The 12,562-nt window shown below is 57.7% G+C and carries 12 protein-coding genes and 1 pseudogene; 10 read left to right on the top strand and 3 right to left on the bottom strand.

What is annotated here, in order from left to right; translation table 11 throughout:
* Positions 1-116 precede the first annotated feature (116 nt).
* The 5 genes from AO268_RS29600 to AO268_RS29580 are packed head-to-tail and all read left to right on the top strand — an operon-like array spanning position 117 to position 4,621.
* The gene (locus tag AO268_RS29600; RefSeq protein ID WP_257154483.1) at positions 117-869 is read left to right on the top strand and encodes a class I adenylate-forming enzyme family protein; all 753 of its coding nucleotides are present in this window, start codon (positions 117-119) and stop codon (positions 867-869) included.
* Between the two features lies 1 nt (position 870).
* On the top strand, positions 871-1,875 hold the full coding sequence (locus AO268_RS29595) for a hypothetical protein (RefSeq protein ID WP_099170706.1): 1,005 nt from the start codon (positions 871-873) through the stop codon (positions 1,873-1,875).
* Positions 1,868-2,974, top strand: coding sequence for a hypothetical protein (locus tag AO268_RS29590; protein WP_083743087.1), 1,107 nt, complete (start codon positions 1,868-1,870; stop codon positions 2,972-2,974). The genes AO268_RS29595 and AO268_RS29590 overlap by 8 nt, the downstream gene beginning before the upstream one ends.
* A gap of 17 nt (positions 2,975-2,991) precedes the next feature.
* Positions 2,992-3,378 carry an ectoine synthase gene (locus tag AO268_RS29585; RefSeq protein ID WP_076963984.1) on the top strand — a complete coding sequence of 129 codons (387 nt, stop codon included), beginning with the start codon at positions 2,992-2,994 and terminating at the stop codon, positions 3,376-3,378.
* A 43-nt stretch (positions 3,379-3,421) separates the two neighbouring features.
* Positions 3,422-4,621: an MFS transporter gene (locus AO268_RS29580; protein WP_076963983.1), complete on the top strand. Its 1,200-nt coding sequence runs from the start codon at positions 3,422-3,424 to the stop codon at positions 4,619-4,621.
* Here the strand turns inward: AO268_RS29580 and AO268_RS29575 are convergent.
* Positions 4,577-5,179 (bottom strand): tRNA-(ms[2]io[6]A)-hydroxylase, encoded by a 603-nt coding sequence (locus AO268_RS29575; protein ID WP_076963982.1) that lies wholly within the window; start codon positions 5,177-5,179, stop codon positions 4,577-4,579. The genes AO268_RS29580 and AO268_RS29575 overlap by 45 nt on opposite strands.
* Positions 5,180-5,336: 157 nt before the next feature.
* On the opposite strand from AO268_RS29575, the gene AO268_RS29570 reads away from it, so the two are divergent.
* Positions 5,337-6,200: a universal stress protein gene (locus AO268_RS29570; protein ID WP_099170705.1), complete on the top strand. Its 864-nt coding sequence runs from the start codon at positions 5,337-5,339 to the stop codon at positions 6,198-6,200.
* A gap of 420 nt (positions 6,201-6,620) precedes the next feature.
* On the opposite strand, the gene AO268_RS29565 is transcribed toward AO268_RS29570, so the two are convergent.
* Positions 6,621-7,091, bottom strand: coding sequence for a DUF1289 domain-containing protein (locus AO268_RS29565; RefSeq protein WP_099170704.1), 471 nt, complete (start codon positions 7,089-7,091; stop codon positions 6,621-6,623).
* A 395-nt stretch (positions 7,092-7,486) separates the two neighbouring features.
* Between AO268_RS29565 and acnB the strand changes: the two genes are divergently transcribed.
* A complete protein-coding gene (gene acnB / locus AO268_RS29560) occupies positions 7,487-10,096 on the top strand; it encodes a bifunctional aconitate hydratase 2/2-methylisocitrate dehydratase (RefSeq protein ID WP_076963979.1) in 2,610 nt (869 codons plus the stop codon).
* A 281-nt stretch (positions 10,097-10,377) separates the two neighbouring features.
* On the opposite strand, the gene AO268_RS29555 is transcribed toward acnB, so the two are convergent.
* The gene (locus tag AO268_RS29555) at positions 10,378-11,655 is read right to left on the bottom strand and encodes a serine/threonine transporter (protein WP_099170703.1); all 1,278 of its coding nucleotides are present in this window, start codon (positions 11,653-11,655) and stop codon (positions 10,378-10,380) included.
* 237 nt (positions 11,656-11,892) lie between these two features.
* Here AO268_RS29555 and AO268_RS32840 point away from each other — a divergent pair, with 237 nt between their 5' ends.
* The 3 genes and pseudogenes from AO268_RS32840 to AO268_RS29545 form a co-directional block, all read left to right on the top strand.
* Entirely contained in the window at positions 11,893-12,045 is a 153-nt protein-coding gene (locus AO268_RS32840; protein ID WP_176561423.1) for a hypothetical protein, read from the top strand.
* 134 nt (positions 12,046-12,179) lie between these two features.
* Positions 12,180-12,317: pseudogene (locus AO268_RS29550) on the top strand (IS5/IS1182 family transposase); the annotation flags it as partial.
* Positions 12,275-12,562: transposase (locus AO268_RS29545; RefSeq protein WP_141562858.1), on the top strand; the 288-nt coding region annotated here is incomplete at its 3' end. The pseudogene AO268_RS29550 and the gene AO268_RS29545, both read left to right, overlap by 43 nt.

Here is a 12,562-nt window from a genome sequence, read left to right as displayed (position 1 = left end):
CTCGTCGAATTGATTGTTTTTTGATCATTTGGCGAGTTTAAAAGTTGCGCTAGGTGGTATGCCGGGGAAATACATGGCTACTTCAGACCATCCCTATATTTTTCCTGCTGGCCAATATGAAAGAGTATTGGCAACGACAGTTGCCTGCGCTGCGCTATATTTCCAGCAGTGGCCAGCCCCTGTATTCCCGCCATATAAAGCGCATTCGTGCTGCCCTGCCGGATATTTCGATTTACTCTAATTACGGAATGACTGAATGTAAACGTGTCAGCTACTTGCCACCTGAAGACATTGATGAACACCCTACTTCAGTTGGCAAACCTTTGCCGGGAGTGAAGGCATTTATTATCAGTGATCAGGGTGAACTGGTTTTACAACCAAACATTATCGGCGAACTGTGGGTGACCAGCGATTACTTGATGCTGGAATATTGGAAAATGCCGGAAGCAACTAGCGCCGCGATTAAAAATCATGTTTTCGGCGAAGAAAAACTTTATCGTACCGGTGACCTATTCAAAATGGATGAGCGAGGATTCCTCTATTACATAGCGCGTAAAGACGATGTCTTCGCGCGCAATATATGGAATGTCAATCCACGCGAAATAGAGCAGTGCCTGGCCTCGCACCCAGCTGTCGCCCAAGTGGTTGTGGTGCCAGTAGCCGATGAGTCTGCCGGTTTTTTACCGAAGGCGTGTGTAGTGCTGGAACGTGGCTACGACTCAAGTTGCGAAGCTGCGTTGCATGAACACTGCAAACAGCTCATGGACTGGCATATGGTCCCCGCGCAATGGGCATTCATGGATAGATTGCCCCAGACCGACTCAGGCAAAACCTCTGGCAAAGACGTAGCTGAGATCAAGGAGCGATAAAATGAACCCTCTGAACAATTTCACACTCGATGCAGAATTACAAAACAGCCCAATGTTAAAACTGGCCGAGCATTTTCACAGTCTGGCCACTGGCGCGGCGCAGGTTCCCTCCCGCTCACTGACCAGTCATATACGCGATACCATCGTTGACTCAGCTGTCATCACCTACCACGATCTATTAGTCGCAAACGCAGGTCCGCTGTTTTCGCATTTCCTGGCTAGCGTCCCTTACATTCTTGAGGAAATGGCTCGAATCGGCGTAGCACTGACAAGGCTTTCCCACGCACGCCGTACAACTTCAGAGCAACGCTTCAGTTTTTTTGAGATCGATGCCTTCGACGGTAGCAATGGCCGCGCACTGGCGGCACATTCCCAAGGGCTGATTCAGACACTGACCTGCTCGCCTAATCGCGCCAACCAGATCGCCTTTGACCGATTTGCCAACCCTGAACATTCGCTGTTCTTTCCACACTCTTTCTTCAAGGTCACCTCCTCGTTGTTCAACTCGACGCCCTATCAACGATTTGTCGAGGGGTTTGATTATCTCTACGAGACCGCTGCATTCCAGTTTTACACCCAGGACCGCGATTTGCAGTTACAACATATCAAGCCGTTGCTTAAACCAGGTGGCCTGGCGTTCTTTCTGGAAAAACTCAATCACGCCGACCATCAGGAATTCCTGCGCCGAGAAGCGCTGAAGGATGAAGGCTTCAAAGCGCGCTATTTCACCGCCGAGGAAATCGAGTGGAAACGCAAACAAATGCTGGAGCAAATGGAAAACGGGCAAGTACTCATGAATGTTTTGGTTGCAGCCCTCCAGCGACAGTTCAAGTACGTAGTGCTGTTATGGAATAGCACCAATTTCTGCGAATTCGTCGCATCAGACGATCACGCCCATATCGAGCACTTCATCGAACTGCTAGGCCCGGTAAATCAACCCAGCAGCTTTTGCTTTGAACAGGTGGCACTTGGTAAACATTCGGAAAAGGAAGTACCTAATGCCTGATGCCTATCTATCAAGGTGGCGCGAGCGGGCCGCCCTTGCGGATAAAAACCGTAGATTGAGTGATGAAACATTGGGTGAGTTGCGCTCAAGCGGCTTGTTGGACTTGGTGTGCCCACGTCGAGCCCAACCAGGCGTGCCGGGCTGGCCAGCGCTGGTGAGATCATCAAGAACTGCCGCCAGAGCTTGTGCATCGACAGGCTGGTTGATCAGCTTGGTGGGCGGGCATGCCGCTATCGCTGCGCGGCTGAACCCATCGGTTGAAGCGAAGCTCTACGATGACGGTACGCCCCAGCTGTTTGCATCCGCATCAGTGGGGCCAGGCTGTAAATTGTCGTTTGAGCCTGAAGGTATGCGTGTCAGTGGTCGCTGGCGTTTCAGCTCCGGCATCGAACATGCAACGTGGTTGATCCTCAATGCCCAGTGCCCCAACCATCCCACGGCAGACGCCAGCACTCGTTTCCTGGTTGTAGTCTCGAAAAAAGAGATTGCTGTCCTCGACTCTTGGGACTCCATGGGCATGCGTGCCACGGGCTCTCATGACGTAATGACGCCCGGGTTACTGGTGCCTCATCACGAGGTTTTCCCACTGCACGAAGTGTTCGGCCCACGACCAACGGGAACCGCGAGTGATTACCTGTACAGCGTCCCCATCATGCCCTTCATCACGACCTCGATCATAGGCCCACTGCTGGGCTGCGCTGAGGGCGCCTATGAACTCCACCTCCAGGCACTTGCGCGGCAAACTACACCCCCGTCAGTCATGGCCCTTGAACGCGTGGCCCACAGTGGGGCGCAGTTGACAGCGGCGAGTGCGCTTTTTGATTCACTGCTCAATCGTTTACATGATTCAGGCCTGACACGTCGTGCACTCACCGCCCCCCAACTGTCAGCCCTCAAACGTGATCGCAGCTATCTCGCTCGCCAATGTGTCGAAGCGGTGCGACGGCTGGTAGAACACAGCGGCGCCTCGTTGATGGCCAGTGACAATCCACTGCATCGTCACTGGCGGGACCTGCAAACGATGGCGGCTCACCGTGACGTGCACTGGGACTCGGCGATGCTGGCCAGCGCTACGTCAGAACTCCATTGCTCCCTTTAGCCCCAAGGAGAAGACAAATGTTTATTCGCAATAAGAGCGAGATCGAGAACACTGGCCACTTTGTTGAATGGGGTGCGGGAACCAGCCACCGCCTGCTGACGGAAAAAGACGGAATGGGCTATACCATTTGCCATACCGTTGTACGTGCAGGCACTGAGTCACTGCTGCACTACCGCAACCATCTGGAAGCCTGCTATTGCATTGCGGGTGAAGGAGAGGTCGAAGATATGGACGGCAATATCTACCAGATCCGCCCTGGAGACATCTACGTCCTTGACCAGCATGACCGACATTATCTGCGCGGGGGCCGGCACGAAGACTTGGTATTGGTAAGCGTGTTCAATCCACCGCTCAAGGGAGATGAACGCCATAACCTCAGTGACACCTCTGGTTCAAGCTATTGATCGGCTTCTGGTTGCCCCTTTGATTCACCGAAACGAGAGCACCATGCGCAAGGATTACCTGGCTTTTTTTGTCTCGCTGTTCCTGTCACGGCTGGCAGACCAGATTCTGCTGTTCATTGTGCCGTTGATCGTGTTCCAGACCACCAACAGCGTAGCGTGGGCCGGGATGGCGTTCTTCATCGAGTCTCTGCCGCGATACCTGGCGTTCCCGGTATGCGGGGCATTGTGCGACAAGTTTTCGCCCGTGCGCATTCTGCATATCAGCCAAGTCTACCGAGCACTGGCGTGTTTGGTGGCTGTATCGCTGCACGGGATGTTCGACGGCATTTATTGGTTGGTGATCCTGTCTGCGCTGTGCGGGGTACTGACTACCCAGGGCATCATGGCGAGGGAAGTCGTCATGCCGCATATTTTCAAGCATTACACCTACGCCAAGACCCTCTCCTACTCGCAAATCGCCGACCAGAGCGGCCTGGTGCTGGGGCCACTGGTGGCCGCGCTGATGTTGGAGGTGTGGGCCTGGCATTGGGTGGTGCTGGGAATTGCCGGGCTGTTTGTGCTGGCAGACCTGGCAATGCTGATCTGGCAGCGCAATACCACAGTGAATCTCGAAAGCCACGCACAACACCGGGGTATCTGGCTGCAACCGATGCGCACCGCGCTCGGACATATCCGCAACCTGGCGGAGCTCAAGCGCGTTATTGCCCTGGCGGTCGGCGTGAATTTGATCATTGGCGTGACGCTGGCCACCTCCGCCGCTATGGTGACCGGCCTTTACGCGGCCGGCAAAGATGCTTACGCGCTGCTGCAGGCTGCCAGCGCGGTGGTGACCATCGGCATTCTGTTTTACCTGGCGCGCTCGACCCTACCGTTGAAGGTCCTGGGCGGGCTGTCGTATTCGATGATTGGGGTTGGGGCATTGATAATGGCGATCAGTCCCAACCTTTGGCTGTACACCCTGGGCTTTCTGCTGGTCACCGGCTTCGACAAGATGTTCAACGTGTATATGCGCAGCATCCGTCAGCGGGTAATTCCCGTGCAAGATTTCGGCAAGACGGTGGGCGTGATCACCTTGTTCAACAACCTCGCGCAGCCATTGGCGGGCCTGGCAATTGCCGTGCTGGCGGCACCTTTTGGCACGCAAACGGTGATCCTGCTGCTAGCCGGCATCACCGCGCTGATCGGCGTGGCAGTGGCCTCAGGCCGGCACGCCACTATGAAAGCGAAACTCGATATCCGGTGATTCGATCAGTTCCTGCTCGGCGGCGCGGACCCGCTCGATGACCTGGGCCACATCCTTGGCCTCGCCATATTGATAGGCCAGCTTCAGATAGCCCTGGAAGTGCCGCGCCTCGCTTTTGAGCAGGCCAAAGTAGAACTTGCCGAGCTCTTCGTCCAAATGCGGCACCAGTGCCTCGAAACGCTCGCAACTACGCGCTTCGATAAAGGCTCCGACCACCAGGGTGTCCACCAGCTTGACCGGCTCGTGGCTGCGCACCACCTTGCGCAAGCCCGAGGCATAGCGGCTGGCGTGCAACTGGCGCAGTTCGATCTTGCGCTTTTTCATCAGGCGCATGACTTGCTCGTGGTGCACCAGCTCTTCACGGGCCAGGCGCGACATCATGTTGATCAGGTCGACATGGGCGTGGTACTTGGCAATCAGGCTCAAGGCGGTGCTGGCGGCCTTGAATTCGCAATTCTTGTGGTCGATCAGCAGGGTTTCCTGGTCGGCCAGGGCGGCCTGGACCCAGGCGTCGGGGGTGCGGCAACCGAGGAATTCATGGATTTCGGGCAGGTTCATCGGGCTCACGGGCAAAGGATCACAAAAGGCCGCCGATTATACCGACCCCGCCGCAGACCACCAGTCACGGGGCTTGATGTGTATCAACATGACGTACGGCGGGCAGCAACTATAGTTGTCCGAAGCCTTGCCCTTCCCACCCTTGGAGATCCCGCTCATGAACGATATTGGCAAAATCCTGGTGATCATCGAACCCGATCACTCGGAAAGCCTGGCCCTCAAGCGCGCCAAGCTGATCGCCGGGGTGACCGGCGCGCATCTGCATTTGCTGGTATGCGATAGAAAACATGAGCATTCGGCGTTATTGGCCTTACTCAAAGAACAATTGTTGGCCGATGGCTACAAGGTCACCACCGAACAGGCCTGGAACAGCAGCCTGCAGGACACCATCATCGCGACGCAGCAGGCCGAAGGCTGCAAGCTGGTGATCAAGCAGCACGCCCCCGACAGCCCGCTGAAAAAGGCCCTGCTGACGCCGGCCGACTGGAAACTCTTGCGTTGGTGCCCGGCTGCGGTGCTGTTGGTCAAGACCGCAACCCCATGGACCAATGGGGTGATCCTGGCGGCTATCGATGTGGGCAGCCTCGATAACGAGCATAAAGCCCTGCACGCCGCCATTGTCGATCATGGTTTTGACATTGCCAGCCTGGCCAAGGGCCAACTGCATGTGATCAGCGCCCATCCCTCGCCCATGCTGTCGGCAGCCGATCCGGTGTTCCAGCTCAAGGAAACCATCGAGGCCCGCTATCGCGAACAGTGCAAGGCGTTCCAGGCCGAATTCGACATTGATGACAGCCACCTGCATATCGAAGAAGGCCCGGCGGATGTGCTGCTCCCTCATATGGCCCATAAACTGCGGGCAGCCGTCACGATCATTGGCACCGTGGCGCGCACCGGGATTTCCGGGGCCTTGATTGGCAATACAGCGGAAGTGGTGCTGGATGCGCTGGAGAGTGATGTGCTGGTGCTCAAGCCCCAGAGCATCATCGATCACCTGGAGGAACTGGCCAGTCAGGAATAACGCAGATCAGAAATGTGGGGCTTGTCTGCGATGGCGGCGGGTCAGTAACCGGTGGGCTGACTGGCCCACCGCCATCGCGGGCAAGCCCGCTCCCACAGGGGATCTCGGCAGTACCGGATAGTTTGGCCACACCACAGAACAAATGTGGGAGCTGGCTTGCCTGCGATGGCGACGGGTCAGTAACCGGTGTGCTGACTGGCCCACCGCCATCGCGAGCAAGCCCGCTCCCACAGGGATCTCGGCAGTGCCGGATAGTTTGGCCACACCACAGAACAAATGTGGGAGCTGGCTTGCCTGCGATGGCGACGGGTCAGTAACTGATGTGCTGACTGGCCCACCGTCATCGCGAGCAAGCCCGCTCCCACAGGGGATCTCGGCAGTGCAGGATAGTTTGGCCACCCCCCATTTTGATCGGTGTCTTCAGCCAGAAAGTGCGTCCTTGAGGAAGCCTGGCGCGATATAGCGCTGGTAATGGGCCTCAGAGAGGATAAAAAACTCCCGATCAATGGCATCGCGCAACGCCGGCAGGCTCCACTCGCGAAACTCCGGCATCAGCACCATGCCATAGGCTTCCAGGTTGTTGATCACCCGCGCGCCCCGGGCGATCAACTGGTAGGCCCAGCAGTATTCAGACTGGTGCGGCACAAAGCGGATTTTGCGCTGTTCCAGTTGCCAGCGCAGGCGTTTGGGGTCGAACACCTCCAGTTTGCCCGCCATGACCTGCACCAGCAGTTGCTCAAGCCGCAGCCATACCGCGCGTTTTTCTTCCTCGCCATAGCCGTTCCACTGGATCACCTCGTGGTGGAAACGCTTGCAGCCGCGACACACGAGATCGCCGTAAACCGTGGAGCACAGGCCGATGCAGGGGGTCTTGATGGTGTGGTTGGACATGGGTGGCAATGCACAAATCAGCGAAACAGTGGCCCATGTTAGCCCTTTGTCTAAGGTTCATCACCCTGCAAACTTGCTGCGGCAACTTACCTTTAGAATTTTTTTGCCGTAGAATCATCCGGCCTTGTAAGGCGCCAAATAATCCGTTGGAAGCTGTTTTCAAAGCGTCACGAGCACAGTCGTTCCTTCAGAACGGTGTTGGCGCTGGTTATTTACCCTCCAAATAACCAGCACCAACCCTCATCAGCTCCGTTCTGCAGGCGTAAAACTTTGAAAGCAGCTTCTGTGAGAAATGCCGGCAGCACTGGCTCTACGGCCCAAAAAGCCCCCGAGCGCATGTGTGCCGTGCATGTCTGGATGAGCGTCCCGTGGGACCACTGATGAGGGTAATAACTGTGCTTGAAGCCTACCGCAAACATATCGAAGAGCGTGCAGCCCTGGGTATCGTTCCCCAGCCGCTAAACGCCGAACAAACCGCAGGCCTGGTCGAGCTGCTGAAAAATCCCCCGGCTGGCGAAGAAGAGTTCCTCGTTGACCTGATCACCAACCGCATTCCACCAGGCGTTGACGAAGCCGCTTACGTCAAGGCCGGTTTCCTGTCTGCCCTGGCCAAGGGCGAAGTCTCTTCCCCCCTGATCGACAAAAAACGCGCTGTTGAACTGCTCGGCACCATGCAAGGCGGCTACAACATCGTGACCCTGGTCGAACTGCTGGACGACGCCGAACTGGCCGCCGTTGCAGCTTCCCAGCTCAAGCACACCCTGCTGATGTTCGATGCGTTCCACGACGTCGCGGAAAAAGCCAAGAACGGCAACCCGCACGCCAAGGAAGTGATCCAGTCCTGGGCCGACGGCGAGTGGTTCAAGAACCGCCCGACCCTGGCCGACAAGATCAGCCTGCGCGTGTTCAAGGTCACCGGCGAAACCAACACCGACGACCTGTCCCCTGCTCCCGATGCCTGGTCCCGTCCTGACATCCCGCTGCACGCCCTGGCCATGCTGAAAATGGCCCGTGAAGGCATCGTGCCGGACGAGCAAGGCAAGACCGGCCCGATGAAGCAGATCGAAGAAATGCGCGGCCAGGGCTTCCCGATCGCCTACGTCGGTGACGTGGTCGGTACCGGTTCGTCCCGTAAGTCGGCGACCAACTCGGTACTGTGGTTCTTCGGCGACGACGTCCCGTACGTGCCTAACAAGCGCGCTGGCGGCTTCTGCTTCGGCAGCAAGATCGCTCCCATCTTCTACAACACCATGGAAGATGCCGGCGCACTGCCAATCGAATTCGACGTGACCAACATGCACATGGGCGACGTGATCGACCTGTACCCGCATGCTGGCAAAGTCTGCAAGCACGGCACCGATGAAGTCCTGACCACCTTCGAAATGAAGACCCCGGTCCTGTTGGACGAAGTCCGTGCAGGCGGCCGTATCCCGCTGATCATCGGCCGTGGCCTGACCGAGAAGGCGCGCACCGAGCTGGGTCTTGGCCCTACCGACCTGTTCAAGCTGCCTGAAGCTCCTGTCGACACCGGCAAGGGTTTCACCCTGGCCCAGAAAATGGTCGGCAAGGCCTGCGGCCTGCCAGAAGGCAAAGGCGTTCGTCCAGGTACCTACTGCGAACCGAAGATGACCACCGTCGGCTCCCAAGACACCACCGGTCCCATGACCCGTGATGAACTCAAAGACCTGGCGTGCCTGGGCTTCTCCACCGATCTGGTGATGCAGTCCTTCTGCCACACCGCGGCCTATCCAAAGCCGATCGACGTGACCACCCACCACACCCTGCCTGACTTCATCATGACCCGTGGCGGTGTATCCCTGCGTCCAGGCGACGGCATCATCCACAGCTGGCTGAACCGCATGCTGCTGCCGGACACCGTGGGTACCGGTGGTGACTCCCACACCCGTTTCCCGATGGGCATCTCGTTCCCGGCCGGTTCTGGCCTGGTCGCGTTCGCCGCCGCCACTGGCGTAATGCCACTGGACATGCCGGAATCGATCCTGGTGCGTTTCAAAGGCAAAATGAAACCTGGCATCACCCTGCGCGACCTGGTGCATGCCATCCCTTACTACGCGATCCAGTCCGGCCTGCTGACCGTTGAGAAAAAAGGCAAGAAAAACGCCTTCTCCGGCCGCATCCTGGAAATCGAAGGCCTGAACGACCTGACCCTGGAGCAGGCTTTCGAGCTGTCCGACGCCTCGGCCGAACGTTCGGCTGCCGGTTGCACCATCAAGCTGTCCAAAGACTCCGTCACCGAGTACTTGAACTCCAACATCACCCTGCTGCGCTGGATGATCGGCGAAGGCTACGGCGATGCCCGTACCCTGGAACGCCGTGCCCAAGCGATGGAAGCCTGGGTTGCCAACCCTGAGCTGATGGAAGCCGATGCCGACGCCGAATACGCCGAAGTCATCGAGATCGACCTGGCTGAAATCAACGAGCCTATCCTCTGCGCACCAAACGACCCGGACGACGCCCGTCTGCTGTCCAGCGTGGCTGGCGAGAAGATCGACGAAGTGTTTATCGGTTCGTGCATGACCAACATCGGTCACTTCCGTGCGGCCGGTAAGTTGCTGGAGCAGGTCAAGGGTCAGCTGCCAACCCGTCTGTGGCTGTCGCCGCCGACCAAGATGGATGCTCACCAACTGACCGAAGAAGGCTACTACGGCATCTACGGCAAGGCTGGCGCGCGCATGGAAATGCCGGGCTGCTCGCTGTGCATGGGTAACCAGGCACGGGTTGAGCCGAACTCCACCGTAGTGTCGACGTCGACCCGTAACTTCCCGAACCGCCTGGGTGACGGCGCGAACGTCTACCTGGCCTCGGCCGAGCTGGCGGCAGTCGCTTCCACCCTGGGTCGCCTGCCGACCGTCGAAGAGTACATGGGCTACGCGGCGAAACTGGACACCATGGCCAGTGACGTCTACCGCTACCTGAACTTCGACCAGATCGCCGAGTTCCGCAAAATCGCTGCAAGCGCCAACATTCCGGTGGTTCAAGCCTAAGGTTTGCTGATGTAAAAAACGCCGTGTATCGCAAGATACGCGGCGTTTTTTTATGCCTGGAGAAATGTGGGACCTGTTGTGGCCTCATCGCGGGCAAGCCCGCTCCCACAAGGGTCTCAGCGAGGTAGGGAATTTTGGACATACCACAAAACAAATGTGGGAGCTGGCTTGCCTGCGATAGCGGTGGATCAGTCGACAGCTTAATTGACTGACCCACCTATATCACGGGCAAGCCCGCTCCCACACAAGCCCACCTTTTAGAGCCGTACAACCTCGGGGGCTTACGCCGCCAGGGAGTACACCAACGCGGTAATCGCCACCAAACCTACCGCCGTGACAAACACATTGGACATCTGCCCACGGTACTTGGCCATGGCCGGCACCTTGCGGATCGCGTACATCGGCATCAGGAACAGGATCGACGCAATGATCGGCCCACCCAGGGTCTCGATCATCCCCAGGATGCTCGGGTTCAGCGTGGCGACGATCCAGCACACCACCAGCATGAAGCCTGCGGTCATGCGGTCCAGTGCCTTGGCGCCCGGGCGGCGGCCGCTCTTGACGATCAAGCCCTTGAGGCCTTCGCTGGCGCCGATGTAGTGGCCCAGGAACGACTTGGCAATGGCCACGAAGGCAATCAACGGCGCGGCAAAGGCGATGGTCGGGTTGTCGAAGTGGTTGGCCAGGTAGGACAGGATCGACAGGTTCTGCGCCTTGGCTTCGGCCAGTTGCGCCGGTGACAGGGTCAGTACGCAGCTGAACACGAAGAACATCACCATCACCACCATCAGCAGATGGGCCCGGCACAGGATCTGCGAGCTGCGCTCTTCGGCATGGCCGCCGTACTGGCGTTTCTGGTCAACGGCAAAGGCCGAGATGATCGGCGAGTGGTTGAACGAAAACACCATCACCGGAATCGCCAGCCACAGCGTATGCAGCAGTGCCGATGGCGCGGGGACGCTGCTGGCGGTGCTGAGGATGCCGCCGTTCCAGTGCGGCACCAGGTACACCGCCAGAAACAGCAAGGCGACAATAAACGGATAGACCATCAGGCTCATGGCCTTGACGATCACCTGCTCGCCGCAACGCACCACGGCCAGCAGGCCCAGGATCAGGACAAAGGACAAGAGTGCCCGCGGCGGTGGCTCGATATGCAGTTGGTGTGACATGAAACTGCCCACCGTGTTGGTCAGCGCCACGCTGTAGATCAGCAGGATCGGGAAGATGGCAAAGAAGTACAGCAACGTGATCAAGGCCCCGGCCTTGATGCCAAAGTGCTCTTCAACCACCTCGGTGATGTCCGAGCCTGCACGGCCCGACAACACAAAGCGGGTCAGGCCACGGTGCGCGTAGTAGGTCATCGGGAATGCCAACAGCGCAAGGATCAGCAACGGCCAGAAGCCGCCAAGGCCTGCGTTGATGGGCAGAAACAAAGTACCGGCGCCAATCGCCGTGCCGAACAGGCCAAGCATCCAGGTCGTGTCCTGGCGGCTCCAGCCCGTGAGGGTTACAGGTGTCGTTGCGTAGCGTTCATCGACGCTATTGGCCTGATCATTCATCCGCTCGGATCTCCGCTTTCATACGACCGCAACGAGTCAGAAAAACCTGACAGGCAGCGCCACGACCGTAACAAGGGCGCGATTGTCCAAGATTCGCTTGAATAAGCAAAGACTTAGCTGAGCAATGGTTGTACGGAGCAGATAAATCTGATTGACGACAAATTGTTTGAGTCGGGAACGTTACGCCAGCGACGCCCACTCAGTGGAGGCGGTACAACAACCCTTGGAGACTCAAGCATGACGACTACAGAGCTGAACCTGTCCAATGCCGGCCAGTTGGTCGATATCATCACCGACCACATTGCCGATCAAATAGCGGCACAAAACAAGCCCAAACCACCACAGACGGAGACCTTCTCGTTTAGGGAAACTCTGAAAAAGACTTTCTGATTTGGCAAAATACCGCGACCCCACCCACCGAGTTTCCCGATGAAGCAGATGACCTTCGCCGACGCCGAGTGGAAACTCTGAAAAAGACTTTCTGATTTGGCAAAATACCGCGACCCCACCCACCGAGTTTCCCGATGAAGCAGATGACCTTCGCCGACGCCGAGGACGCTGGCAAGCGCAAGCAAACCCGCAAGGAGTTGTTCCTGATCGAGATGGATCGGGTGGTGCCGTGGAAGGGCTTGATTGCTTTGATCGAGCCACATTATCCGAAAGGNACGCCGAGTACGCTGGCAAGCGCAAGCAAACCCGCAAGGAGTTGTTCCTGATCGAGATGGATCGGGTGGTGCCGTGGAAGGGCTTGATTGCTTTGATCGAGCCACATTATCCGAAAGGTGAAGGTGGCCGTCCGGCCTCCCCGTTGATGGCGATGCTGCGTGTGCATCTGCTGCAGAACTGGTTCGGCTACAGCGATCCAGCGATGGAGGAAGCGCTGTACGAAACCACGATCCTGCGCCAG

The sequence above is a fragment of the Pseudomonas sp. ICMP 8385 genome (assembly GCF_002699915.1).
Lineage (GTDB): Bacteria > Pseudomonadota > Gammaproteobacteria > Pseudomonadales > Pseudomonadaceae > Aquipseudomonas > Aquipseudomonas gessardii.
The sequence above is the reverse complement of the archived record's forward strand: the minus strand, read 5'-3'. Positions and strand labels throughout refer to the sequence as shown.